The following is a 24081-nucleotide window of genomic DNA, read 5'->3' as shown; positions in this document are numbered from 1 at the left end:
ACATGATGCGACCTTCCCAACGCCCCGCCGATGCTCTGCGCACGGTGCGGATCAGCCGCCATTACCTCAAGCACGCCGAAGGCTCGGTGTTGATTGAGTTTGGCGATACCAAGGTGATTTGCACCGCCAGCGTGGACGACGGCGTGCCGGGCTTCCTGAAGGGCAAGGGCCGCGGCTGGGTAACGGCCGAGTACGGCATGTTGCCGCGTTCCACGGGCTCCCGCATGCGGCGAGAGTCTTCCGCCGGCAAGCAGTCCGGCCGTACTCAGGAGATCCAGCGCCTGATCGGTCGTTCGCTGCGCGCGGTGGTGGATCTGGAGAAGTTGGGCGAGCGCCAGATCCAGATTGATTGCGATGTGATCCAGGCCGACGGCGGCACCCGCACCGCCAGCATTACCGGCGCTTATGTGGCTTTGGCCGACGCGATCGGCCTGCTGCTGCGCGAGGGCAAGCTGAGCGAGAATCCGCTGCGCGACCAGGTGGCCGCGATTTCGGTCGGCTTGTATCAGGGCGTGCCGGTCTTGGATCTGGATTACGCGGAAGACTCCAACTGCGACACCGATATGAATGTGGTGATGACCGGCGACGGCCGTTTTGTTGAAGTGCAGGGCACGGCTGAAGGCGAGCCGTTTGGCGATCAAGAGCTGCAGGCGATGCTGGGCCTGGCGCGCGCCGGAATCGGCGAATTGGTGGCTTTGCAGCGCCAAGCGCTGGCGGAGTGAGTCAAGCCCAGTTCAATAAAAAGCCCCGGAAACGGGGCTTTTTTCATGGCTTGGCGCTCTTGCGAATGAACTGCTGCAGCGCATCGTAGAACATCGGCGCGCTGACGCTCATATTGTCTTCTTGTTTGCGTCGCGCGGCGACGGGGGCGGAGCTTTGCACCGAGACGATCACGGGCTGTCCCGGCCCCATCACGAACACAGGCGAGCCGCTATTGCCCTCCAGGGTGTCGCAGCGGTGCGTCAGCCGGCCGTCCGGGCGCAGTTTGGTGGCTTTGCAGGCATTATGCACCAGCAGGTGCTTTTGATCGTCGATGGGGTAGCCGCCTTGGGTCAGCGTCCAACTTTGCTGGTTCAGCAGTTCGCGCAACTGTTTGGCGTTGCCGCTGAAGACCGTCAGAACGCCCTGGGTATCGCCCAGTGGAGTGGCCAGGCGCACGAAGGCGAAGTCGCGCGGCGCGATGCGCGGGGGGATGTAGAGCCCGTCCGCCCGGCGGTCCAGGCCTTTGAGAAAGCTCTTGTCCACCTGAACTTCGAGGATTTTGCTGCGGGCGGTGTATTCGTCGCCCCACAGGCCGACGGTGAAGCTGACGGCAGGGTCGAACCGGCCTTTCTCGTCAACAAAGCAATGCCCTGCGGTCAGCACCACGTCGCGGGCCACTAGCGCACCGGTGCAAATGGTGCGCGAACGAGTTTGCAATTGCCCTACCGCAAGCCAGGGTTGATGGTCGGGGCGGGTGCGGACGCGGTCGTCCTGGCCGAAGAACAGGACTTTGTGTTCCGCGGAGATCTTGGGGGCGGCGGAAGCCAGCGGAGCCAGCAGCAGACTGAGGACAAGCAGGAGGAGTTTCATCGAGTGTGGCCTTGCAAATGAAAACGGGGCGCCGAAGCGCCCCGAATTATGTGCGATTGCCGGAGGTGCCGGCAATGCTCGCCGCCTGATTACTTGGCAGCGGAAGCAGCTTTTTTGGAAGCTTTCTTCTCGGCTTTCTTGGCCGGAGCGGAAGCTTCTTTCTTAGCGGCTTGGGCTTTCTGAGCAGCGGAAGCCTCTTTCTTGGCTACGTGCTTTTTGTGCTTTTTAGCGGCTTTTTTGGCCGGGGCGGAAGCGTCGGCTTTAGCGGCCTGGGCTTTCTGAGCAGCGGAAGCTTCTTTCTTAGCAGCGTGCTTTTTGTGCTTTTTAGCGGCTTTTTTGGCCGGAGCGGAAGCGTCGGCTTTAGCGGCTTGAGCTTTCTGAGCAGCGGAAGCTTCTTTCTTAGCTACGTGCTTTTTGGCTTTTTTGGCTTTTTTCGGAGCGGAAGCGTCGGCCTTGGCGGCTTGGGCTTTCTGAGCGGCGGAAGCTTCTTTCTTAGCTACGTGCTTCTTGGCTTTTTTAGCTTTCGGAGCGGAAGCGTCGGCCTTGGCGGCTTGGGCTTTCTGAGCGGCGGAAGCTTCTTTCTTAGCGTGCTTCTTGGCTTTTTTAGCTTTCGGAGCGGACGCGTCGGCTTTAGCGGCTTGAGCTTTCTGAGCGGCGGAAGCTTCTTTCTTGGCTACGTGCTTCTTGGCTTTTTTAGCTTTCGGAGCGGAAGCTTCAGCTTTGGCGGCTTGAGCTTTCTGAGCGGCGGAAGCTTCTTTCTTAGCTACGTGCTTCTTGGCTTTTTTAGCCTTCGGAGCGGAAGCTTCGGCTTTGGCGGCCTGAGCTTTTTGAGCAGCGGAAGCTTCTTTCTTCGCTACTTTTTTCTCGGCTTTTTTAGCCTTGTGGATAGCAACCGGGGCGGAAGCAGCAGCTTTTTCAGCGGCGAAGCCGTTAACGGACACCAGGCTGAAAGCAGCGGTCAGAGCAAGCAGAGCCAGCTTTTTCATTTATGAAACTCCTAAGTTTCTTGGATTGGTATGAAAGTGGACACATAGTCCTTTTCAGGCCGAAATGCTAACCATGACAAGGGGCTGAGTCTATGCTCTCTGTGTATCCCAATGTTACGAAATGTACATACGGGGCGGCGGCGGGGTTCAGATCGGCCAGCGGAACAGGAAGCGCGCGCCGCCCAGCGGCGAGCTTTCCACTTTGACTTCTCCTCGGTGAGCGCGGGCGATGCCGGCGACGATGGCCAGGCCCAGACCATGACCGCCGGTTTTGCGGCCGCGGCTTTCGTCCAGCCGCACGAAGGCGTCGAATACCCGGCTGCGATCCTGTTCGGGGATGCCGGGGCCGTCGTCGTCCACCATGATGATGCAGTGGCGCTGCTCGACGATGATGCTGGTTTGCACCAGGCGGTTGGCGTGGCGGCGGGCGTTGGACAGGAAGTTGTCCAGCACCCGGGTCAGCAGGTGTTCGTCGGCGGTGATGGCCAAGCTGGCTCCGGCGGGCTCCAGCCATTGAATGTCCTGAGTCAACGCGGCTTGGCCGGCGATGCGGTCCTTGGCCCAGGGAATGGCGTCGAAGCTGCTGAGCTTCAGAGGCGCTTCCGGCCGGTCCAGCCGCGCGTGCAGCAGCAATTCTTCTACGAGTTTGTCGATGGCGGACAAGTCGCGTTCGATCGCCTGCCGCTCCGGGCTGCTCTCGTCGCCTTCCAGCAGTGCCATCCGGTAGCGCAGCCGCGCCAGCGGCGTGCGCAGCTCATGGGCCACGGCGTTGGTCAGCGTTTTCTTGCTGTTGATCAGCGCGGCGATATTGTCGGCCATGTGGTTGAAGGCGACGCCCAACTGGCTGACGCCGGAGCGCGGCGGCAGGTCGACGCGGGCGGAAAGGTTGCCGCTGGCCAGCTTGCCGGCGGTCTGTTCCAGCGCTACCAGGTCGCGCCAGTGCGGACGCATCCATAGGAAAACCGGGATCGCCAGCGACAGGCCGATGAAGCCCAGCAGCGCGTAGTCGAACCATTTGAGCTGATGCAGGAAAAAGAGGTAGCGCAGCGGGCCGGCCACCAACAGGTAGTTGCTGTCCTCCAGTTTTTGCAGGAATACGTATTTGTCTTCCAGCATCACGATTTCGCCGCGGTCCAGCGCCTGCTTGGATTCGTCGTCCAGCAGATAGCTGCTCATTTTTTCCACTTTGACGCGGAAGGTGAAGCCGTGATCGGAGTTGGCCAGCGTTTCGCTCCAGCGGTCTTCCGGCACGCCGCGCAAGTCGGCTTCGATCAGCGACAGCGTGGTGCGCAGCAGATCGGACAGATAGCGCTCGCCCACATCGTCCACCGCCTGTTTGTAGACCGCGCCGACCAAGACCACCGCCACCAGGAAACAGGTCATCAGCAGCAGGTAGAACTGGATGAACAATCGGCGCATGCGCGCTTACTCCCAGCCGGACAAGGAGAACAGATAGCCGCGGTTGCGCACGGTCTTGATGCGGAACGGCTCGCTGGGGTTGTCGCCCAGTTTTTTGCGCAGCCGCGAGATGGCCACATCTATGCTGCGGTCCAGTCCGTCGTAGCTGACGCCGCGCATTTCCTTGAGCAGGATATCGCGGTTCAGGGTTTCGCCGGCGTGGCTGGCCAGCAGCCACAACAGATCGAAGTCCGAGGTGGACAGCGGAATCTTCTCGTTGGCCAGCGTCACGTCGCGGCTGATCGGATCTATGGCCAACTGACCGAACACCACTTTCCGGGTGCCCGACTTGGGCGCGGAGGCGTCGGCGTTGGCTGGAGCGGGCCGCAGATTGCGCAATTGGGCGCGCAGCCGCGCTACCAGCACGGAGGGTGGCGTGGTTTTCAGAATGTAGTCGTTGGCGCCCAGTTCCAGGCCCAGAATCTGGTTCATATCGCTGTCCAGCGAGGTCAGCATGATGATGGGGCCGTCAAACTTGGGGCGCAGCTCGCGGCAGATGGAGAGACCGTCCTTGCCGGGCAGCATGATGTCCAGCAGCACCAGATCCGGCGCTTCGCGGGCTATGGTGTCCAGCGCGGCGTCGCCGCGCGGTTCCACCACCACGTCCATTTCATGACGGGACAGGAAGTCGCTGATCAGCTCGGCCAGGTCGGCGTCGTCTTCTACAAACACGATGCGGTGAGTCATGCCTTGCATCCATCTATTCAGTGGTCAATCCGCGAAGTATCGCCCGAGCCGCCGCGCGCTTCAACTGCAAGCACGGTCAGGACGGTGTTGTTCCCGCCTGGCGCGCAGGCGATTTCCGTTTCGAAGCGGAAAATCCACCGGTCCACAGTTGGCGGCGGCTTGATTACAGTTTCTCGACATCGCCAACCGTTTTGCAAAGGAAACCCCATGAACGATCAAGTCCATCCCATCGCCGTCGACCAGGCCGCTATCCGCCGTCTGGCGGACCAGGTCTTGGGGCAGGTTCCCGCCTTGCTGGACGCGGCCGGCAAATATTTGACCGAGGTTCAGCAGCAGAAGCTGGATTCGCATGTGCAGGCGATGGCGCGCCGTTCCTTGACCGGAGAGGGCCTGCCGGATTTCGACAAGAGCCTGTTCGACGAGATCTCGGACACTACGCGGCGTTTGTCCGCCGCGGTGGTGGCCCTGTTCGGCAACCTGCCGGAAGAAGAAGCGCTGCTGCTGTCCATTCATTTCGAGATGGCCAAGAACAAGGCCTGAAGTCCGCCGTGCAAAGCTAGAGAGATAGAGGAGAAGACCATGACGCAGATAACCGTAGTGATTGGCGACCGCCTGGGCAAGGGACAGAAAGTGGGCGCGGGGGCGGAAGCCGCCGGCGCGCGCGCGGTGGTGGTTCCGGGCATGGCCGCGGACATGAAATTGGGCGACGTGATGCAGGCGGAGGGCGCGCAGCTGGGGATTTCCTTCTGCGGCAGCGGCGGCGCCGGCGCGATCACCGCGCAGACCAAGTACGGCTACAAGGCCAAATACGGCATGCGTTCGGTGGAGGAGGGCGTGACTGCGATCGAGGAGGGCTACACCGTGCTCGGGTTCGGTTTCATGGACAAGGAAGAGCTGGGGCAGCGGCTGGTGGCCGCCTATTTGAAGAAATACGGCGGCTGAGCGATGCAAAGGCGTTTCGAATCCAGCGTGACGGTCAGTGGCCGCGGCGACAGCAAGGCGCAGGCTTGCGCCGATGCCTTGTCCGGCGTGCAGCGCGCGGTGACGGCGGCCGGCCATCAGGTGCTGCTGCGCATTGAGCCCCTGCGGGTGACGGTGGTCGCGGCGGAGGAAGTCCGCCGTCGCGAGCGCTTTTTGTTCTTCTTTCTGCCGCGGGACCGGCTCAGCTATGCCGTCACCTTGGAGGTAGAGGTCAGCGTGACCGTACTGGATATCGAGGCCGTGCCGTTCACTGTGCGCCAAGCTTAGGCGCTGGCTGTCGTTTCATACCAGAGGAGGAAGCCATGCTTCTGATCATTCTTCTCAAGTCGCTGTTGATCGGCGGACTGGTCGGGGTTGCGGTGGGCGCCGGCGCGGCCCGCATGTTCCACGCGCCGACTTCCCAGGGCATGGGCGCCTTCCGCACCCTGGGCGAGCTCAATTCCTGCGAGGGCGACCCGGCCTCGCATTTTTCCTTCGGCCTGGGCTTCTTCTTCAACGCCTGGGCCTCGTCGGTGGCGGCCGGGGCTTTCACCCAGGACATCGATCACCGGGTGATCCCGCATTGGGGGGCGGCGGCGCTGTTGGCGCGCAACCGCAACCTGGCGGAGACCCTGCACAACCCGCGCAAGATGGCCTTGGTGTGCGGGGTGATAGGCATGCTGCTGGTGGCCTTCCTGAACACCACCGCTTCGGCGGTGCCGGCTTCGCTGCAAATCACCGCGGTCAAGGTCTTGGTGCCCGCGGCCAATCTGCTGGTCAATACCGTGATGCCGGTGATTTTCTGGCTGGCGGCGATTGAGGCCGGCCGTCGCTCCGGTTTGTGGGGCACGGTGTTTGGCGGTCTGGCCCAGTTGATCATGGGCAATGCCGTGCCGGGCCTGGTGTTGGGCATTCTGATCGGCAAGGGAGTGGACGAGGGCGGCTGGAACAAGATCACCAAGTTGATGATGGCGGCTATCGTGGCCTTGTTCGCGCTCAGCGCCTTCTTCCGCGGCTTTGATCTGAAGTTGCTCAGCAGCTTCCACTTGAACGCACCGTCCTGGTTGGAACTGCTGCACGCCGCCGTGCGTGGCGCTTGAGGCTGAAGGAGAGCATGATGACTGAACAAGCACAAACCGGGGGTTTCTGGCTGGCGGATTGGTCTTTCCCGCTCTTGGTGGGGCTGCTGTCCGCCGGCGTGTTCGCCGGCACTCATATGTATTACGTCTACGGCATCGGTGCTTTCAACGAGGTGGCTTTCGTCTCGATGCTGAGAGCGGGCATGGATACCGGCGTTTACGGCGCGGTGGCGGCCTTCGGCGCCAGCTTCCTCTTTGCCCGGGTGATAGAAGGCTCGCTGGTGGGCATTCTGGATATAGGCGGGGCCATTATGACCGGCGTCGGCCTGGGTATTCCGGCGATGTTCCTCGGCGCGGGGATTTTGTTTCCAGTGGAAAACTTCGGCGCGGCGCTGGCCACCGGGATGGTGATTGGCTTGCTGATCGGCGCGGTTATTATTTTCGCGCGCAAATTCACCATCAATCAGGGCAATTCCACTTACGGTGCCGACGTGATGATGGGCGCGGGCAACTCCTCCGGCCGTTTCCTCGGCCCGCTGATCATCCTGTCGGCGATGGCGGCGTCGATCCCCATCGGCGTCGGCTCGCTGCTGGGCGCGCTGGTCTTCTATCTGTGGGGCAAGCCCATCACCGGCGGCGCCATCCTGGGCGCGATGCTGCTGGGCACGCTGTTCCCGGTGGCGATTGCCTGAGGAGGCGCTGATGGATGACTTGCTGATCAAGGATGCCTTGCTGGCCGATGGCTCGGTGCTGGACGTCGCCGTCTGTCACGGCAAGATCGCCGGGCTAGGGCGCCAGGAAGGACCGGCCCGGCGCACGGTGCGGCTGGATGGCCGTTGGCGGCTCAGCGCCGGCTGGATAGACGGCCATGTGCATTGCAACCCGGCTTCGCCGATTTATCACGATGAGCCGGACCAGGTGGGCGTGGCCGGCGGCGTCACCACGGTAGTGGACGCGGGGAGCGTCGGAGCCGACGATGTCGCCGCTTTCCGCGAGTTGGCCGGCGGCTGCCGCACCGATGTGCGCGCGCTGTTGAATATTTCGCGCATCGGTCTCGCCACTCAGCATGAGTTGGCCAATCTGGACGATGTCGATGTGGCGTTGGCGGGCGCGGCGATCCGCGCTCATCGCGATTTCATCGTCGGCATCAAGGCTCGGCTGAGCGGCAGCGTGGTCGGCGCCAACGGGATCGCGCCGCTGGCGCGGGCCAAGGAGATCCAGCGCCGCTTTGGGCCGCTGCCGCTGATGGTGCACATCGGCAATACTCCGCCGTCGCTGGACGAGATCGCAGAATGGCTGGAGCCGGGCGATATCGTCACCCACTGCTTCAACGGCAAGCCCAACCGCATCCTGGACGCCGCCGGCGCGCTGCGCGCCTCGGTGCGGGCCGCGATCGAGCGCGGCGTGTTGTTGGATGTCGGCCACGGTAGCGCCAGCTTCAGTTTCCGCGTAGCGCGCGAGGCCATGGCGCTGGGCGTGTACCCGGACACTATCAGCTCGGACATCTATTGCCGCAACCGCGTCAGCGGGCCGGTGTTCGGCCTGGCGGTGGTGATGTCCAAATTCCTGAGCCTGGGCATGCCGCTGGATCGGGTGCTGGACTGCGTGACCCGGCGGCCGGCAGAGGCGCTGCGGCTCAGCGGCAAAGGGCGGCTGGAAGTCGGCGCTGACGCCGATCTCACCATTTTCGACATCGAAACCGCGCCGCGGCCGCTGAGCGACAGCGACGGCGACACGCTGACTTGCGTGCGTAACCTGGCGCCGCTGGCGGCGGTGGCGGGCGGCGTCTTGTTGCCCACCGAACAAGGAAAGGCTTGTCATGTCTTCGATCTATGAGCGGTACCAGCTGCGGCCGGTGATCAACGCCTCCGGCCGCATGACCATGCTCGGCGTGTCCACGCCTGCGCCGGAGGTGACGGCCGCGGTGGCGCAGGGCCTGGGCCAGTATTTCGAGATGAAGGATTTGATCGACAAAACCGGCGACTACATTGCCCGCTTGCTGGAGGTGGAGGCCGCCACCGTGGTGTCCTGCGCTTCCGCCGGCATTGCTCAGTCGGTGGCGGCGGTCATTGTCCGCGATGATCCGCGCCTGCTGGTGAACCTGCACGCGCAGGCAGTCAACGGGCCGCGTGAAATCGTGCTGCCCAAAGGGCACAACGTCAATTTCGGCGCGCCGGTCGGCACCATGGTGGCGTTGGGCGGAGGTCGGGTGGTGGAGGCCGGCTGGGGCAATGAGTGTTCGGCCGCGCAGCTTGAGGCCGCGGTGGGGCCCGACACGGCCGCCATTCTGTACATCAAGTCGCATCACGCTTTGCAGAAAAGCGTGCTCAGCGTGGCTGAGGCCGCCGAGGTGGCGCGCCGCCGCCATGTGCCGCTGATCGTCGACGCGGCGGCGGAGGAGGACTTGCGCGCCTACTACCTGCAAGGGGCGGACCTGGTGATTTACAGCGGGGCCAAGGCGATAGAGGGGCCGACCAGCGGCCTGGTGCTGGGCCGCCGCCAGTATGTGGAATGGGTCAAGCTGCAAAGCCAGGGCATAGGCCGGGCGATGAAGGTGGGCAAGGAGGGCATCCTGGGCCTGAGCTGCGCGATCGAACGCTATCTCAAACAGGACAAGGAAAGCGGGGCGGCGATGGCGGAACGGCTGCGGCCCTTCATCGCCGGCTTGAACCAACTGGCCGGCGTGAGCGCGCGGCTGGTCTGGGACGCCGCCGGCCGCGACATCGCTCGCGCCGAGATCGCTTTTGACGCCGCCGCGTCCGGCCTCAGCGCGGCCGCCGCGGCCGCCGCGCTGAAACAGGGCGACATCGCCATTTATTTCCGGGAATACCGGGCTAACGAGGGCAAGCTGGAAGTGGACGCGCGCAGCGTGGACGCCGCCCAGCTGGAACAGATCGGCGCGCGCATCCGCCGCTTGCTGACGGGAGAACAAGCATGAAACTGGAACCCAATTTTTATCAAGACCGCGTTTGCTTGAATGTGTTGGCGGGAAGCAAGCACAATGCCAGAGATATCCACCAGGCGGCGGAAGGACACGTATTGGTGGGGGTCTTGTCGAAGAACTACGCCGACGTGGACAGCGCGGTGGCGGACATGCGCGAATACGCGGCCTTGATCGACAACGCCTTGTCGGTGGGGCTGGGTGCCGGCGATCCGCGCCAGTCGGACATGGTCAGCGCCATTGCCGGCCAAGTGCAGCCGCAGCACGTCAATCAGGTGTTCACCGGCGTCGGCGCCAGCCGCGCGCTGCTGGGCCAGGCGCGTACCGTGGTCAACGGCCTGGTTTCGCCCAGCGGCATTCCTGGCTTGGTGAAGGTGTCCACCGGTCCGCTCAGCGCGGAATCGCCCGTTTGCGCGGCGCCGGTGGACACCGCCATCGCCATGCTCAAGGATATGGGCGGCAGTTCGATCAAGTACTTCCCCATGGGAGGACTGGACTGCCGCGATGAGTACCTGGCGGTGGCGGAAGCCTGCGCGCGCCATGATTTCTGGCTGGAGCCCACCGGCGGCATCTCGCTGGAGAACTTCAGCGAGATCGTCCGCCTGGCGCTGGAGGCCGGCGTGCCCAAGGTGATTCCGCATGTGTACAGCTCCATCATCGACGCGAACGGCGAAACTCGGCCGGGCGACGTTGAGCGGCTGCTGTCAATGGTGAAAGCCTTGTTGTAGACGCGTCCGGGGAGGCCGGGCGCGGATGGGTTCAAGAAAGAGGCTCATGGTCAAATTCCCCTATCAACGGCTGGCACAGGCCTTTGCCGCCCTGCAGGCGGAAGCGCTGCCGCAGGAAGAACTGGCGCGTCGGTTGGCGGTGTCCACTCGCACCGTGCGCAACGACATCGACGCGCTCAACGCCATTCTGGCCGAGCACGGCGCGCGCTTTGTGCTCAAGCGCGGCGAGGGCTACCGGCTGCAGGCCGACGACCCGGAACGCTTCCAGCGGGTGCGGCCGCAGGCCGGCAGCGACCGCGCCATTCCGCGCCAGGCCGGCGAGCGGGTGCATTATCTGCTGGCGCAGTTTCTCGGCTCCGCCTACGCCTTGAAGCTGCAAGATCTGGCCGACGCCTGGTGCGTCAGCCGCGCCACCTTGCAGACGGACATGGCCGAGGCGCGCGAGCGTCTGGCCGCTTACGGTCTGAGCATAGAGGCCAAGCCGCACTACGGCATGAAGCTGTTGGGCGCGGAATCCTCCATCCGCGTCTGCCTTAGCGATCTATTGGCGCAACTGGCGGCGGAGCGGCCGGACCACCCGCTGTTGAGCGCTGACCCGGTGCTGGCCGACGCGCTGGCGACGGTGCGGGCTGGCCTGCCGGGCTGTTTGAGCCGCGCCGGCGTCCGTCTCAGCGACGATGGCGCTCAGTTTCTGACCTTTTATTGCGCGGTGGCGGCCAAGCGCATCGTCGACGGTTTTCCGCTGCAGGACTTCTGCGGCGAGGAGACGCTGCCGGCGGTGGATCAGGCCGCCACGCATATCGTCGGCCTGCTGAGGCGCATGAGCGGAGTGGAAATCGCCGCCGCCGAGCGGGCCTTTCTCTGCGTCAACATCGCCGCGCGCAGCCTGACCGGCATGTTGCCCAGCGCGATCAACGCCGACGACGCCGACGCCTTGGTCTGCTACATCCTCGACTACATCAACCGCCATTACCGTTACGATCTGCGCGCCGACCGGCAATTGCGAGAGGACTTGATCACCCATGTTAAAACCATGATCACCCGGGTGCGTTACCAGATTAACCTGCCCAATCCGGTGTTGGCCGACATCAAGCAGCATTACGCGCTGGCCTACGACTTCACGCTGGCGGCGGTGTCTAGCTGGGCCAAGCACTCGCCGTACCGGATCTCGGAAAATGAGATCGGCTATCTGGTGCTGCACATCGGCGTGGGGCTGGAGCGCCATTACCAGATCGGCTATCTGCGCCGGCCGCAGGCCCTGCTGGTGTGCGACGGCGGCAACGCCACGCTGCGCACGCTGGAGGCGTTGCTGCGGCGTCGTTTTCCGCAGTTGGATGTATGCGCCTCCTTGTCCTGTCAGGAATACGAGGCGCTGGAGCATGTGAGCGCGGATTTCGTGGTGTCCACGGTGCGCTTGGAAGACAAGCGCAAGCCCGTGGCGCTGCTGTCGCCGTTTCCATCGGATTACCAGTTGGAGCAATTGGCGCGGCTGGTGGCGGTGGACCGTACCCGGCCTTATATGTTGGAACGCTATTTTTCCGCCAAGCATTTCTGGGTGGCGGAAGCGGGGCTGAGTCAGCAGGCCTTGTTCGAGCGTGTTTGCGGGCAGTTGCGCGAGGAGGGCTATGTCGACGCCGATTTCCTGCCTTCGGTGCGCGAGCGTGAGGACATTCTCAGCACCATGCTGGGGGACGGTATCGCCTTGCCGCACTCGCTGGGTCTGCTGGCGCGCAAAACCACGGTGTGCACCATCATCGCGCCGCACGGCGTCGCCTGGGGCGAGGGCAGCGTGGCGCGGGTGATTTTTCTGCTGGCGATCAGCAAGACCGAGTACGAGGAGGCGATGGCGATCTACGAACTGTTCGTTTCCTTCATGCGCCAGCGCGCCGGCGTTCGGCTGGTGGAAAGCCGCAGCTTCGAAGAGTTTCTGCGCAATGCCTTGCTATGCCTGCCTGAGTCCTGAAGCACGCGGGAAGGGCTTTTCCCGCGGCTGTCAATCCATACGGTTTGGTTTATGTTTTTGTTGCGATTTGTGTTGAATCGCGTTGTTTTTGTGCACCGCAAAGGGGGGAGTTCCGGCTTTTTTGTAACAGTTTGAAACTGTATATATGTTCGAGTATTTACTTCATGCTTTCGTTCTAGATCACGCCATGTCTGAGCTTGGGCGTTATTTTTGTCATTGATCTGTAACAAGTGATCTGGTTTTGCCCTGCGGGCGGCCATTAACCTGGATCAAATTTGCCCTTGAAAGTTGGGGGCGAACTGTTTTTAATAGCGCCGCCTGGCTTCACAACCGGGATGCTCCCGCCGCTTTCTGCGCCGTCCAGGGCCGCTTGCCCGCTGGAAGACGCGTCTCCGCCCGAGGGTTCGCCGGCTGTCAGCGTTGTGATGTCCCAGCAGGAGAAAGCCGGCTGTCGCCGCTCTCCTGTCGCGTCATCCACTTGGAGCGATTCACGTCGCCCCTGTCGATTGATCATACCGACCTTTCGATTTTGATCAGCTCGCGCTGCGAGTTCCGCATTGTTTTTTATTATGACGATAGCATTTGCATGGCCGTCGGCCGCGCAAGGGCTCGCTGTTGCCGTCCGGTCATGAGCCGGGCCTGGATTACCGCCGCCGGGGCCGATGGCGCGCAGCCGTAGCGCCCGGGCGAGATAACAAGAATGTTCAACCCGTAAAGTCGTAAATGATGAGAAACCAAAGACCCTCACGCCTGTGGCGGGGACTTGCTGTTGCTTCGGCGTTGCTGCTCGCCGGGTGTCAAGGCGGAATCCTTGACCCCAAGGGCCCGGTGGCGGCGGAGCAGAAGTCCCTGATCATCACGGCAACCGCGCTGATGCTGTTGGTGGTCATCCCGGTGATCGTGATGACCCTGTTCTTCGCCTGGAAGTACCGAGCCAGCAACAAGGACGCCGTCTACGAGCCCAAATGGTCGCACTCGACCAAGATCGAGCTGGTGGTCTGGCTGATTCCCTGCATCATCATCGCCTTCCTTGCCGTGCTCACCTGGGAAACCACCCACAAGCTGGACCCGTACCGCCCGCTGGATTCGGATCAGAAGCCGATCGAGGTGCAGGTGGTGGCGTTGAACTGGAAATGGTTGTTCATCTACCCGGAACAGCAGATCGCCACGATCAACGAGCTGGCCTTCCCCAGCAATGTGCCGGTGAATTTCAAGATCACTTCCGACGCGGCGATGAACTCCTTCTTCATCCCGCAATTGGGCGGCCAGATTTACGCGATGGCCGGCATGCAGACCCAGTTGCATCTGCTGGCGCATGAGCCGGGCGTGTACAAGGGCTTCTCCGCCAATTACAGCGGCGCCGGCTTCTCCGGCATGAAGTTCAACGCCGTCGCCACCAAGACGCCGGCTGAGTTCGATGCCTGGGTGGCCAAGGTCAAGGCTTCCGGCAAGACGCTGGACGTGAACGGCTATCGCGGCCTGGTGCTGCCTAGCGAAAAGAACCCGGTAGCCTATTACGGCGCCGTCACCCCCTATCTGTTCCAGGGCGTGTTGCACAAATACATGACCGGCCGCACCTCGCTGGCCGCCACCGAGGCCGACGTCAAGCTGGCCGCGCTGGCCAAGAGCCTGTGTGAACCGCTGACGGTGAAGGAGTAATCAAGACATGCTGTTAGGCAAACTGACGCTGGACGCCATCCCTTTCCACGAACCCATCGTGATGGGCGCGCTGGGCGGCGCCGGCCTGATCGGGCTGATGCTGGTGGCCCTGATCTCCAAAATGGGCAAATGGGGCTATCTGTGGCATGAGTGGCTGACTTCGGTCGACCACAAGAAGATCGGCGTGATGTACATCATCGTCGCCATGATCATGTTGCTGCGCGGCTTCGCCGACGCGCTGATGATGCGCGCGCAACTGGCCATCGCCACCGGCGGCAGCCATGGCGTGCTGCCGCCCGATCACTACGATCAGATCTTCACCGCCCACGGCGTGATCATGATCATTTTCATGGCGATGCCGTTCATGACGGGCCTGATGAACATCGTGGTGCCGCTGCAGATCGGCGCGCGCGACGTGGCCTTCCCCTTCCTGAACTCGCTGAGCTTCTGGTTGCTGGTGGCGGCGGTGATTCTGGTCAACCTGTCGTTGGGCGTGGGCAACTTCGCCCGCACCGGCTGGGTGGCCTATCCGCCCTTGGCTGGCATTGCATTCAGTCCAGACGTGGGGGTGGATTACTACACCTGGGCCTTGCAGATATCAGGGATAGGAACGACGCTGACGGCGATCAACTTCCTGGTCACCGTGATCAAGATGCGCGCTCCGGGCATGAAGCTGATGGACATGCCCATCTTCACCTGGACCTGCACCTGGGCCAATGTGCTGATCGCCAGTTCCTTCCCGATCCTGACCGGCGCGCTGGCCATGCTGAGCCTGGACCGTTACCTGGATTTCCATTTCTTCACCGCGGAAGCCGGCGGCAACGCCATGATGTATCTGAACCTGTTCTGGGCCTGGGGTCACCCCGAGGTGTACATTCTGGTGCTGCCCGCCTTCGGCATTTTCTCCGAGGTGGTGTCCACCTTTACCGGCAAGCGCCTGTTCGGCCATAAGTCCATGATCTACGCCAGCGGCGCGATTTCCATCCTGGGCTTCATGGTGTGGCTGCATCACTTCTTCACCATGGGTTCCGGCGCCAGCGTCAACGCCTTCTTCGGCATCGCCACCATGATCATTTCGATCCCGACCGGGGTGAAGCTGTTCAACTGGTTATTCACCATCTACCGCGGCCGCCTGCGCTTTGAAACTCCCATCCTGTGGACGCTGGGTTTCATGGTCACCTTCTCCATCGGCGGCATGACCGGCGTGTTGATGGCGGTGCCGGGCGCGGACTTCGTGTTGCACAACAGCCTATTCCTGATCGCCCACTTCCACAACACCATTATCGGCGGCGCGGTGTTCGGCTACCTGGCCGGCGTGACCTTCTGGTTCCCGAAAGTGTTTGGTTTCAAGTTGAACCCGAAACTGGGCAAGGCCTCGTTCTGGTTCTGGCAGATCGGCTTCATGTTCGCCTTCATGCCGCTGTATGTGTTGGGCTTCCTCGGCATGACCCGCCGCCTGAACTACACCACCAATCCTGAATGGGAGCCGTGGTTGTACCTGGCGCTGTTCGGCGCGCTGTTGATCGCCTGCGGCATCGCCTGCCAACTGCTGCAGATCGCGGTTAGCATCCGCGACCGCAAGAAGCTGGCCGACGTCAGCGGCGACCCGTGGAACGGCCATACCCTGGAGTGGTCCACCTCGTCGCCGGCGCCGTTCTACAACTTTGCCAAGCTGCCGGTGGTGCATGACATCGACGCCTTCACCGACATGAAGGAAAAAGGCGTGGCCTATGCGGTGCCGAAGTCCTACGAGCCCATCCACATGCCGAAGAACACCGCGGTGGGCGTCTACATCGGCGGCTTTACCACGGTGCTGGGCTTCGCCTTGATCTGGCATATCTGGTGGTTGGCCATCGTTGGCCTGGTGGGCATCGTTGGCTGCATGCTGGCGCGCGCCTACGACAACGACCTGGACTACTACGTGCAGCCGGAGGAAGTGGAAGCCATCGAGCGCGAGCGCTTCGAGAAGCTGGGCATCGACGTGGACAACTACACTGAGCGTGATCCGGCCCAGCCGCAAAAGGCTGTGCGTCCGACCACCACCGCGTAAGGGGCTGAATCCGACATGACGACTTATGTAAAAGACGCGCACGAAGCGCATGAGGACCACGAGCACCACGACAGCGGTTCGCAAACCGTGCTGGGCTTCTGGTTCTACCTGATGACCGACTGCATCCTGTTCGCCAGCGCGTTCGCGGCTTACGCCGTGCTGTTCCGCAATGTGGCGGAAGGCGTGTCCGGCAAGGATATCTTCGATCTGCAATACGTGCTGGTGGAAACCGCGGCGCTGCTGCTGTCCTCCATCACCTACGGCTTTGCGATGATCGCCGGTCAGAAGGGCAATAAATCCGCGGTGCTGGGCTGGCTGGGCATGACCTTCCTGTTTGGCGCCGCCTTCATCGGCCTGGAAATCAACGAGTTTCATCACCTGATCTCCGAGGGCCACGGCCCGCAGGTCAGCGCCTTCCTGTCGGCCTTCTTCGGCCTGGTGGGGCTGCACGGCCTGCACGTGACCGCCGGCCTGATCTGGATGGCGGTGATGATGATGGAAGTGGCCAAGACCGGCCTGACCGGCCGCGCGATGACGCGCCTGAACTGCCTGTCGCTGTTCTGGCACTTCCTCGACATCGTGTGGATTTGCGTGTTCACCGTCGTCTACCTGAAAGGAGCCATGGGATGAGCCAGGCACATGAACACGCCGCGCACGGCAGCGTGAAAAGCTATCTGATCGGCTTCCTGCTGTCGGTGGTGCTCACCGCCATTCCGTTCTGGATGGTGATGGGCGGCGCCTTCACGCCGCAGGCGACGGCCATCGGCATCTTCGCGCTGGCGGTGGTGCAGATCGTGGTGCATCTGAAGTATTTCCTGCACCTGGACTTCAGCAAGGAGGGCAAGCTCAACACCATGTCCTTCCTGTTCACCGGCATGGTGATCGTGCTGCTGGTCGGGCTGTCGATCTGGATCATCTACACCGCCGACGCGCTGATGATGCGTTGAGACGGCGTTGAGAGAGACCGCCTTGAAATTCAAGCGCTATCTGCAGGTGACCAAGCCGGGCATCATCTTCGGTAACCTGATCTCGGCCGTCGGCGGCTTTCTGCTGGCGGCCCAGGGCCGGGTTGACTGGAGCTTGCTGCTGGCCACGCTGGCCGGCCTCTCGCTGGTGGTGGCGTCCGGCTGTGCGATCAACAACTGCATAGACCAGGACATCGACGCCAAGATGGCCCGTACCCGCAAGCGGGTGTTGGTCACCGGCGCGATGAGCACCCGGGCGGCGCTGGCTCACGGCCTGCTGCTCGGCCTGGCCGGCTTCTACGCGCTGTGGCGCTGGACCAATCCGCTGGCCTTCGGCTGCGTGCTGTTCGGCTTCGTCATCTATGTGGGGGTGTACAGCCTCTATATGAAGCGCCATTCGGTGTACGGCACCCTGGTGGGCAGCTTGTCCGGCGCGGTGCCGCCGGTCGCCGGCTACTGCGCGGTGACCGGCCGTTTCGACGCCGGCGCGGCTATTCTGCTGCTGATGTTCTGTCTGTGGCAGATGCCGCATTCCTACGCCATCGCCATCTTCCGCCTGCAGGATTACCAGGCGGCGGGGATTCCGGTGTTGCCGGTGGTCAAGGGCATTTCCAGCGCCAAGCGCCAGATCGTGCTTTACATCCTGGCCTTCGGCGCCGCCACCGCGATGCTGGCTTTCGGCGGATACGCCGGCTACGGCTATCTGGCGGTGGCCGGAGCCACCAGCCTGTGGTGGCTGAAGATGGCCTTGTCCGGCTACAAGAGCAGCACCGACGACCGCGTCTGGGCGCGTCAGGTGTTCTTCTTTTCCATCATCACCATCACCGCGCTATCCGTGATGATGGCGGTGGATTTCCGGCAGCCGGAACGTCAACAGCTGGCCGGCCTGAGCGCCACCGCGCAGTCCTGAATGTCAGCAAGCCAAGACAAAGCGCGGGCCGTGGCCCGCGCTTTTTTCATGGCTGAGCGGCTAGAGCGCGATCACACGTCGTCGGCCGCGACGCTGACCAGCACTTGGTCGGCGGCGACAATGTCGCCCACCCGGCAGTGCAGCGCGCTGACGACGCCGGCGCGCGGCGCATAGATCCGGTTTTCCATCTTCATCGCTTCGACCACGGCCAGTACCTGGTTGGCTTCCACGCGCTGTTCGACGGCCACCGGCAGCGCCACTACCGTGCCCGGCATCGGCGAGGTTACCCGTTGGCCGGCGTCGGCGTCCGCCTCGGCTGCCTCCGGCTGCTCCGCCTGCAAGCGCAGCCGATGGCCGCCCACCGTCAGCTCCATGTCGTCGCCGCAGGGCAGGGCGCTCCAGCGCAGCCCGTCCACCTCGCCGCGCCACAGCTCGCCGTCGCGGCTCAGTTCCACGCACAGGCTCCGTTCTCCCACCGCCACGCGGGCATGGGCGCCGGCGCGTTCCAGCAGCCGGGCCTGCCAGCGCGAAGCGCCGGCGCGATAGCTCAGGCGGCCCAAGGGCGCGTCCGGGTCCAGCGCGGCGCGGTCGTGGGGGCCGATGCCGCCCTGCCAGGGCGAGGATGATTCGGCGCAGTTCAGCGCCAGTTCGACGGCTGCGGCGCAGGCGACGGCTTCGGCCACCGGCGCGCTTTCCGGCGCGGCGGCGAGCTGGTCGACCAGATGGGTGTCCAGCAGGCCGGCCCGCACCCGCGGTTCGCGCAGCAGCCGGTCGATGAAGCCCAGATTGCTGGTCAGGCCCGGCAGCGCGGTGTCGCGCGCGGCGGCCTGTAGCGTGTCCAGCGCCGCGCCGCGGTTGCCGCCGTGGGCGATCAGCTTGGCCAGCATTGGATCGTAGAAGGCCGGTACTTCGCCGCCGCCGCCGTCGAAGGCCGCGTCCACTCGGCAGCCTTGCGGCCAGCGCGCCAGCAGCGCCTTGCCCGGCATGGGCGCGAATTCCCGCAGCGGGTCTTCGGCGTAGACTCGGCATTCGATGGCGTGGCCATCTGCGCGGACCTCCTCCTGGCGCAGCGGCAAGGCTTCGCCGGCGGCCACGCGCAGCTGCCATTCCACCAGGTCCAGGCCGGTGACGGCCTCGGTGACCGGGTGCTCCACCTGCAAGCGGGTGTTCACCTCCAGGAAATAGAACTGGCCGTCCGGCGCCAGAATGAATTCAAAAGTGCCGGCGTTCCGGTAGCCGATGGCTGCCGCGCCGCGCACCGCGGTGTCCAGCAGCGCGGCGCGGGTGGCGGCCGGCATCGCGCAGGCCGGCGCCTCTTCGATGATTTTTTGGTGGCGACGCTGCAAGGAGCACTCGCGTTCGAACAGATGCACCACATTGCCGCGACTATCGCCGAACACCTGTACTTCCAGGTGGCGCGGTTGGGCGATGTAGCGCTCCACCAGCAAGCGGCCGTCGCCGAAGCTGGAGCGACCGACGCGCACGGCGGCGTCCACCGCCTCGCGCAGCGCGGCTTCTTCCCACACCACCTGCATGCCCTTGCCGCCGCCGCCGGCCACCGGCTTGAGGATGACCGGATAGCCTATCTCGGCGCTGCTCTCCAGGATCAGACCGTAGGATTCGGTGGCCTCCGCCGAGCCCGGCGTTACCGGCACGCCCGCCGCCGCCATCAACTGACGCGCGCGCGCTTTGTCTCCCATCTGGGCGATGGTGTCGGCGTCCGGGCCGATGAAGACCAGGCCGGCGGCGGTCACCGCTCGGGCGAAGTCGGCGTTTTCCGAGAGGAAGCCGTAGCCGGGATGAATGGCCTCGCAGCCGCTGGCCAGCGCCGCGGCGATGATGGCCTCTCCATTCAGATAGCTGGCGCTGGCCGGGGCCTCGCCTATCCAGCGCCGCTCCGCGGCCCCTTCCAGGTGAGCCGCGCCGGCGTCGGCCGTGGAGTAGACGGCGACATGCTCGATACCGAGCCGCCGGCAGCTGCGGGCGATGCGGCGCGCGATCTCGCCGCGGTTGGCGATCAAAATTCGTTTGAACATGGTGTTTACATCCTGAAAACGCCGAAGCGGGTGTCTTGGACGGGAGCGGCGGCGGCCAGCGCCAGGCTGAGCGCCAGCCATTCGCGGGTCTGGGCCGGGTCGACGATGGCGTCCACCCACATGCGGGCCGCCACGTACAGCGCCTGGCCCTGGCGCTCGTAGGCGTCGCGGATCGGCCGCTTGAAGCTTTCCTCTTCTTCCGGCGTCCAGGCCTTGCCCTGTTTTTCCAGCTGCTCGGCGCGGATCAGCGCCAGCACCGTCGCCGCCTGTTCGCCGCCCACCACCGTGGTCTTGGCGTTGGGCCACATCGCCATCAACTGCGGGCCGATGGCGCGGCCGCACATGGCCAGATTGCCGGCGCCGTAGCTGCCGCCGATCAGGATGCTGAATTTGGGCACGCGGGCGCAGGAGGCGGCGTTGACCATCTTGGCTCCGTGCTTGGCGATGCCGCCGGCCTCGTATTCCGCGCCCACCATGAAGCCGTTGATATTGTGCAGGAACAGCAGCGGAATGCCGCGCTGCGCGCACAGTTCGATGAAGTTGGCCGCTTTTTGCGCGCTCTCCGAGAACAGCACGCCGTCGTTGATCAGCACGCCCACCGGATAGCCGCCGATGTGGCCGGTGCCGCACAGAATGGTGGCGCCGAAACGGGCGCGGTATTCGGCGAAGGCGGAGTCGTCCAGCAGCCGGGCCAGGATTTCCCGCGCCGGAATCGCTTCGCGCGGGTTGGCGCTGACGATGCCGGCCAGCTCAGCCGGATCATAACGCGGCGGCCGCGGCGTTTGCGGCGGCGCGTACTGCCTGCCGCGGCCGCGGCGGGCCACGATGTCGCGCATCAGCCGCAGCGCGTGCTCGTCGCTCAGCGCATAGTGGTCTGCCACGCCGCTGTCGCGGGCGTGCACGTCGGCTCCGCCCAGGGTTTCCGCGTCCACGATCACTCCGGTGGCGGCGCGCACCAGTTGCGGGCCGCCCAGAAAGATGGAGCCGTTGCCGCGCACGATGATGGTTTCGTCGCTCATCGCCGGGATGTAGGCGCCGCCGGCGGTGCAGGAGCCGAGCACCGCGGAGATCTGCGGCAGGCCCAGCGCCGACATCTCGGCGATATTGCGGAAGATGCGGCCGAAGTGTTGCTCATCCGGGAAAATGTCTTCCTGCAAGGGGAGGTAGACTCCGCCGGAATCCACCAGATAGAGGCAGGGCAGGCCTTGTTCGCGGGCGATCTGCTGGGTGCGCAGATGCTTGCGCAGCGTCAGCGGGTAATAGGTGCCGCCCTTGACCGAGGCGTCGTTGGCGAACACCGCCACCGCGTGGCCGGCGACGATGCCGATGCCGGTGACGATGCCGGCGCAAGGCACCGCGTGGTCGTAAACCTCGTGGGCGGCCAGTTGGCCGATCTCCAGAAAGGGCGTGCCGGGGTCCAGCAGCAGCGACAAGCGCTCGCGCGGGGACAGCTTGCCCTTGGCCGCCTGTTTGGCGCGCGCCTCGGGGCCGCCGCCTTGCAGGGCGGCGTCGCGGGCGGAGGCGATGCACTCGCGCAGTTGGCGGTAGGCTTCGGCATTGCGTTCAAACGCCTCGCCGGAGGCGGGAACGCGGGATTCAATACGGGACATGAATAAGCTTCCTCGATTCAGGACGCGCGCGGGCGCACCTTGAACAGCACTTGGAACAGGGTCAACAGGCCGAGGGCGGCCACCGCCAGCGTCCAGGCGCCATCGTGATGCAGCAGCACCGAGACGGTGGCGGCGATGCCGGCCAGCCCCTGCTGCAGGAAGCCGCACAGCGCCATCGCGTGCGCGCCGTGCTCCTTGGCGTCGCTGACGGCGGTGGCCATGCTGTTGGGAAACAGCACGGCCTGGCCGAAAATGGTCAGGCAGTAGAGGCCGATGAACAGCCACAGGCCGGGCAGGCGCTCCAGCAGGCCCAGATGCCAGCCCAGCAGCATGGCCAGCGTGGCCGCGGCCAGCAGCGCCGCGCCGGCGCGCATCAGGCGCAGCCCGCCCACGCGGGCCACCAGGCGGTTCACCACCATGGCGCCGCTGAAATAGGACAGGCCGATCAACAGGCCGACGTTGCCGAAGCCGGCTACCGCGAGGCCGAAGTGCTCCTGAAACACAAAGGGACTGACCTCTTGCAAGGTCACCGTGGTGGCGAAGCCCAGACCGCCGGCGCAGGCCGGCCACAGGAAGCCGGGGCGGCGCAGGATGCTCCAGTACGGGCTGGGGCCGGAGGCCGCGGCGGCCGGGCGGCCGGCTTGCAGCGGCAGGCCCATGCTCAGCAGCGCCGCCGCGACGCCGGTGACCGCCATCAAGGCGAAACCGGCTTCCCAATGACTGTATTTGCCGATCAGACCGCCGATGAACTGGCCGCCGCCCAGCGCGGTGATGAAGGCGATGGACAGCACGGATAATTTGCGAGCCAGATCGTCGCCGCGCCAGTGATCGCGCACGATGATGCGGGCGATGATGGCCGCGCCGCCGCCGGCGATGCCCTGCGCCACGCGCAGCGCCAGCAGCTCCGCGGCGTTGGACACGAAGGCGAGCAGCAGGCTGCAGACGATGAATAGCGCCAGCGAAATCAGCAGCGGTCCGCGCCGGCCCCAGCGGTCGGCCGCCGAGCCCCAGAACAGCACCGGCAAGGCCGCGCCCACCACATAGCCGGAAATGGACATCTCCACCAGGCTCTGGCTCATCGCCAATTCCCGCATCACCGCCGGCAGCGAAGGCAGATACACGGTGGTGGCCATCTGCGCCATGAACACGATCAGGCAGGCCAGCGCCATCAGCCGGCCGGCCGGCTGCGCCAGCGCCGCTTGCGGCGCGGTCAGGGTTTTCTCACTCATGGGCGGCTCGCAACTGATTGAGGCAGGCGGCGAAGCGTTCGATCTCCTGCGTCGTCATATTGGCGCGGATCATGATGCGCAGGCCGGCGCGGCCCTTGGCGATCACCGGGAAGAAGATGGGCGAGGTGTAGAAACCGTCTTCCAGCAAGCTCTTGGCGTAGAAGATGGTGTTTTCTTCCGAGCCGATGGAGACAAAGCGGATGGGCAGCGGTTCGCCGCTGTTGTCCGAGGCCACGTGTTGGTCGAACAGACGGATATTGTCCTGCAACCGTTGTTGCAGCCGCGGCAGCTCCTCGGAGCGGTGAATGGCCGCGGACTGGATGATGGCGCCCAGGCCGGCGGTGTTGATGCGTTGCGACCAAGTCACAGGTCCGCCGAAGCGGGTGGCCAGCTTGCGGCGCTCCGCGTCGTGGCGCGGGCCCAGGAAGATGGCGCCGCCGGACGCGCCGAAGCCCTTGTTCAGCGAGGTGACGATCAAGGTGCGTTCATTGATGCCGCCCATGGTTTCCAGTACCAGGCCGCGGCCATGGCGGCCCAGCGTGGACAGACCGTGAGCTTCGTCGAAAAACAGGAACAAACCGTATTTGTCCTGCAGCGCCAGCAATTCCGGCACCGGGGCCATGCCGCCGGTGCTGTAGACCCCGTCGGCGACGTAGGCCACGCGCGCATGCGTTTTGCACAGGTCTTCCAGCGCGTTCAGATCGTTGTGGCGGATGGTGTGGATCTCGGCCTCGTCGGCGCAGATCGGCTTCATCATGTTCAGGCAGAAGTGGGCGTTCTTGTCGAACACCATCAAGGGCGGCACATCCTCGGTCAGCGCGCCGGAGGCGAGCAGGGGCAGGGCGGCCGCGGCGGCGGCGGCGCAGGACGGCACTGTCAGCGTTTCCGCGTCCACCAGTTCCGCCAGCGCGTCCTCGGCCTGCTGCAGGATGTCGAACTGCACGCGGATGCGCGAAATCGAGGTATTCAACGAGCCGGTGTTCAGCACCGCGTCCGCCGCCGCTTGCAGGATGTCCGGGTGCGAGTCCAGGCCCAGATAGGAATAGGACGACATATTGACGAAGCGCCGGCCGTTGGCCACCGCCTCGTGACGGCCGTCGCCCAGGTTGCGGGTGACGATATTGGCCATGCCGGCCTGGGTGGTGATGTCCCAGAAGCTGTTGCTCAACTGAATGGCTTTTTTGATATTGGCGTGTTGATGCATGTTTCCCCCCTCGTATGGTTTGGCGGCGGCCGTCATGGCCGCCT

General features: G+C 64.2%; 23 protein-coding genes. 15 read left to right on the top strand and 8 right to left on the bottom strand.

Annotated features, from left to right (window positions below; genetic code table 11):
- Positions 1–5 precede the first annotated feature (5 nt).
- Positions 6–722 (top strand): ribonuclease PH, encoded by a 717-nt coding sequence (rph, locus tag GYH29_RS18745; RefSeq protein WP_051002765.1) that lies wholly within the window; start codon positions 6–8, stop codon positions 720–722.
- A gap of 43 nt (positions 723–765) precedes the next feature.
- On the opposite strand, the gene GYH29_RS18740 is transcribed toward rph, so the two are convergent.
- The 4 genes from GYH29_RS18740 to rstA all read right to left on the bottom strand — a co-directional run bounded on the left by GYH29_RS18740 (position 766) and on the right by rstA (position 4703).
- A complete protein-coding gene (locus GYH29_RS18740) occupies positions 766–1572 on the bottom strand; it encodes a trypsin-like serine peptidase (protein WP_019103805.1) in 807 nt (268 codons plus the stop codon).
- Positions 1573–1661: 89 nt separating this feature from the next.
- Positions 1662–2558, bottom strand: a complete 897-nt coding sequence (locus tag GYH29_RS24685; protein ID WP_052052010.1) for a hypothetical protein — start codon at positions 2556–2558, stop codon at positions 1662–1664.
- Positions 2559–2705: 147 nt separating this feature from the next.
- On the bottom strand, positions 2706–3977 hold the full coding sequence (gene rstB, locus GYH29_RS18730; RefSeq protein WP_019101597.1) for a two-component system sensor histidine kinase RstB: 1272 nt from the start codon (positions 3975–3977) through the stop codon (positions 2706–2708).
- Between the two features lie 6 nt (positions 3978–3983).
- A complete protein-coding gene (gene rstA / locus GYH29_RS18725; RefSeq protein ID WP_043591144.1) occupies positions 3984–4703 on the bottom strand; it encodes a two-component system response regulator RstA in 720 nt (239 codons plus the stop codon).
- Positions 4704–4910: 207 nt separating this feature from the next.
- Here rstA and GYH29_RS18720 point away from each other — a divergent pair, with 207 nt between their 5' ends.
- The 14 genes from GYH29_RS18720 to cyoE all read left to right on the top strand — a co-directional run bounded on the left by GYH29_RS18720 (position 4911) and on the right by cyoE (position 17958).
- Positions 4911–5243 carry a hypothetical protein gene (locus tag GYH29_RS18720; RefSeq protein ID WP_019101595.1) on the top strand — a complete coding sequence of 111 codons (333 nt, stop codon included), beginning with the start codon at positions 4911–4913 and terminating at the stop codon, positions 5241–5243.
- 39 nt (positions 5244–5282) lie between these two features.
- On the top strand, positions 5283–5645 hold the full coding sequence (locus GYH29_RS18715) for an SFCGS family glycine-rich protein (RefSeq protein WP_043642128.1): 363 nt from the start codon (positions 5283–5285) through the stop codon (positions 5643–5645).
- Between the two features lie 3 nt (positions 5646–5648).
- A complete protein-coding gene (locus GYH29_RS18710; RefSeq protein WP_019101593.1) occupies positions 5649–5951 on the top strand; it encodes a DUF4312 family protein in 303 nt (100 codons plus the stop codon).
- 35 nt (positions 5952–5986) lie between these two features.
- Positions 5987–6763: a DUF4311 domain-containing protein gene (locus tag GYH29_RS18705; RefSeq protein WP_019101592.1), complete on the top strand. Its 777-nt coding sequence runs from the start codon at positions 5987–5989 to the stop codon at positions 6761–6763.
- A 17-nt stretch (positions 6764–6780) separates the two neighbouring features.
- Positions 6781–7434: a DUF4310 family protein gene (locus GYH29_RS18700; RefSeq protein WP_019101591.1), complete on the top strand. Its 654-nt coding sequence runs from the start codon at positions 6781–6783 to the stop codon at positions 7432–7434.
- Positions 7435–7444: 10 nt separating this feature from the next.
- Positions 7445–8578: an amidohydrolase/deacetylase family metallohydrolase gene (locus tag GYH29_RS18695; protein WP_161524246.1), complete on the top strand. Its 1134-nt coding sequence runs from the start codon at positions 7445–7447 to the stop codon at positions 8576–8578.
- Positions 8562–9680, top strand: coding sequence for a DgaE family pyridoxal phosphate-dependent ammonia lyase (locus GYH29_RS18690; RefSeq protein WP_161524245.1), 1119 nt, complete (start codon positions 8562–8564; stop codon positions 9678–9680). Before GYH29_RS18695 ends, GYH29_RS18690 begins: the two co-directional genes overlap by 17 nt.
- Entirely contained in the window at positions 9677–10411 is a 735-nt protein-coding gene (gene dagF / locus GYH29_RS18685) for a 2-dehydro-3-deoxy-phosphogluconate aldolase (RefSeq protein ID WP_043591090.1), read from the top strand. The genes GYH29_RS18690 and dagF overlap by 4 nt, the downstream gene beginning before the upstream one ends.
- Before the next feature lie 46 nt (positions 10412–10457).
- Complete coding sequence (locus GYH29_RS18680; protein ID WP_161524244.1) at positions 10458–12374, top strand: BglG family transcription antiterminator; 1917 nt, start codon at positions 10458–10460, stop codon at positions 12372–12374.
- 723 nt (positions 12375–13097) lie between these two features.
- Positions 13098–14033 carry a ubiquinol oxidase subunit II gene (cyoA, locus tag GYH29_RS18675; protein WP_332086449.1) on the top strand — a complete coding sequence of 312 codons (936 nt, stop codon included), beginning with the start codon at positions 13098–13100 and terminating at the stop codon, positions 14031–14033.
- 7 nt (positions 14034–14040) lie between these two features.
- Positions 14041–16083, top strand: a complete 2043-nt coding sequence (cyoB, locus tag GYH29_RS18670) for a cytochrome o ubiquinol oxidase subunit I (RefSeq protein ID WP_019100422.1) — start codon at positions 14041–14043, stop codon at positions 16081–16083.
- A gap of 15 nt (positions 16084–16098) precedes the next feature.
- Entirely contained in the window at positions 16099–16713 is a 615-nt protein-coding gene (gene cyoC / locus GYH29_RS18665) for a cytochrome o ubiquinol oxidase subunit III (protein WP_019100421.1), read from the top strand.
- Positions 16710–17030: a cytochrome o ubiquinol oxidase subunit IV gene (cyoD, locus tag GYH29_RS18660; protein ID WP_043591087.1), complete on the top strand. Its 321-nt coding sequence runs from the start codon at positions 16710–16712 to the stop codon at positions 17028–17030. The genes cyoC and cyoD overlap by 4 nt, the downstream gene beginning before the upstream one ends.
- Positions 17031–17052: 22 nt before the next feature.
- Positions 17053–17958 carry a heme o synthase gene (gene cyoE, locus GYH29_RS18655; protein ID WP_039754342.1) on the top strand — a complete coding sequence of 302 codons (906 nt, stop codon included), beginning with the start codon at positions 17053–17055 and terminating at the stop codon, positions 17956–17958.
- Positions 17959–18029: 71 nt separating this feature from the next.
- On the opposite strand, the gene GYH29_RS18650 is transcribed toward cyoE, so the two are convergent.
- The 4 genes from GYH29_RS18650 to GYH29_RS18635 are packed head-to-tail and all read right to left on the bottom strand — an operon-like array spanning position 18030 to position 24037.
- A complete protein-coding gene (locus GYH29_RS18650; RefSeq protein WP_161524243.1) occupies positions 18030–19994 on the bottom strand; it encodes an acetyl/propionyl/methylcrotonyl-CoA carboxylase subunit alpha in 1965 nt (654 codons plus the stop codon).
- A gap of 5 nt (positions 19995–19999) precedes the next feature.
- Positions 20000–21604, bottom strand: coding sequence for a carboxyl transferase domain-containing protein (locus tag GYH29_RS18645; protein WP_161524242.1), 1605 nt, complete (start codon positions 21602–21604; stop codon positions 20000–20002).
- 17 nt (positions 21605–21621) lie between these two features.
- Complete coding sequence (locus tag GYH29_RS18640) at positions 21622–22833, bottom strand: MFS transporter (RefSeq protein ID WP_198001602.1); 1212 nt, start codon at positions 22831–22833, stop codon at positions 21622–21624.
- Entirely contained in the window at positions 22826–24037 is a 1212-nt protein-coding gene (locus GYH29_RS18635) for an 8-amino-7-oxononanoate synthase family protein (protein ID WP_081574183.1), read from the bottom strand. Before GYH29_RS18635 ends, GYH29_RS18640 begins: the two co-directional genes overlap by 8 nt.
- Positions 24038–24081 lie beyond the last annotated feature (44 nt).

This window comes from Chromobacterium haemolyticum (assembly GCF_009936155.1).
Classification (GTDB): Bacteria; Pseudomonadota; Gammaproteobacteria; order Burkholderiales; family Chromobacteriaceae; genus Chromobacterium; species Chromobacterium haemolyticum.
This window is presented reverse-complemented; position numbering and strand designations above follow the sequence as displayed.

Excerpts from the sequence above, each read along its gene's own strand:
- rph (WP_051002765.1), top strand. The coding sequence starts at position 6 with ATGCGACCTTCCCAACGCCCCGCCGATGCTCTGCGCACGGTGCGGATC.
- GYH29_RS18740 (WP_019103805.1), bottom strand. The coding sequence starts at position 1,572 with ATGAAACTCCTCCTGCTTGTCCTCAGTCTGCTGCTGGCTCCGCTGGCT.
- GYH29_RS24685 (WP_052052010.1), bottom strand. The coding sequence starts at position 2,558 with ATGAAAAAGCTGGCTCTGCTTGCTCTGACCGCTGCTTTCAGCCTGGTG.
- rstB (WP_019101597.1), bottom strand. The coding sequence starts at position 3,977 with ATGCGCCGATTGTTCATCCAGTTCTACCTGCTGCTGATGACCTGTTTC.
- rstA (WP_043591144.1), bottom strand. The coding sequence starts at position 4,703 with ATGACTCACCGCATCGTGTTTGTAGAAGACGACGCCGACCTGGCCGAG.
- GYH29_RS18720 (WP_019101595.1), top strand. The coding sequence starts at position 4,911 with ATGAACGATCAAGTCCATCCCATCGCCGTCGACCAGGCCGCTATCCGC.
- GYH29_RS18715 (WP_043642128.1), top strand. The coding sequence starts at position 5,283 with ATGACGCAGATAACCGTAGTGATTGGCGACCGCCTGGGCAAGGGACAG.
- GYH29_RS18710 (WP_019101593.1), top strand. The coding sequence starts at position 5,649 with ATGCAAAGGCGTTTCGAATCCAGCGTGACGGTCAGTGGCCGCGGCGAC.
- GYH29_RS18705 (WP_019101592.1), top strand. The coding sequence starts at position 5,987 with ATGCTTCTGATCATTCTTCTCAAGTCGCTGTTGATCGGCGGACTGGTC.
- GYH29_RS18700 (WP_019101591.1), top strand. The coding sequence starts at position 6,781 with ATGACTGAACAAGCACAAACCGGGGGTTTCTGGCTGGCGGATTGGTCT.
- GYH29_RS18695 (WP_161524246.1), top strand. The coding sequence starts at position 7,445 with ATGGATGACTTGCTGATCAAGGATGCCTTGCTGGCCGATGGCTCGGTG.
- GYH29_RS18690 (WP_161524245.1), top strand. The coding sequence starts at position 8,562 with ATGTCTTCGATCTATGAGCGGTACCAGCTGCGGCCGGTGATCAACGCC.
- dagF (WP_043591090.1), top strand. The coding sequence starts at position 9,677 with ATGAAACTGGAACCCAATTTTTATCAAGACCGCGTTTGCTTGAATGTG.
- GYH29_RS18680 (WP_161524244.1), top strand. The coding sequence starts at position 10,458 with ATGGTCAAATTCCCCTATCAACGGCTGGCACAGGCCTTTGCCGCCCTG.
- cyoA (WP_332086449.1), top strand. The coding sequence starts at position 13,098 with ATGATGAGAAACCAAAGACCCTCACGCCTGTGGCGGGGACTTGCTGTT.
- cyoB (WP_019100422.1), top strand. The coding sequence starts at position 14,041 with ATGCTGTTAGGCAAACTGACGCTGGACGCCATCCCTTTCCACGAACCC.
- cyoC (WP_019100421.1), top strand. The coding sequence starts at position 16,099 with ATGACGACTTATGTAAAAGACGCGCACGAAGCGCATGAGGACCACGAG.
- cyoD (WP_043591087.1), top strand. The coding sequence starts at position 16,710 with ATGAGCCAGGCACATGAACACGCCGCGCACGGCAGCGTGAAAAGCTAT.
- GYH29_RS18650 (WP_161524243.1), bottom strand. The coding sequence starts at position 19,994 with ATGTTCAAACGAATTTTGATCGCCAACCGCGGCGAGATCGCGCGCCGC.
- GYH29_RS18645 (WP_161524242.1), bottom strand. The coding sequence starts at position 21,604 with ATGTCCCGTATTGAATCCCGCGTTCCCGCCTCCGGCGAGGCGTTTGAA.
- GYH29_RS18640 (WP_198001602.1), bottom strand. The coding sequence starts at position 22,833 with ATGAGTGAGAAAACCCTGACCGCGCCGCAAGCGGCGCTGGCGCAGCCG.
- GYH29_RS18635 (WP_081574183.1), bottom strand. The coding sequence starts at position 24,037 with ATGCATCAACACGCCAATATCAAAAAAGCCATTCAGTTGAGCAACAGC.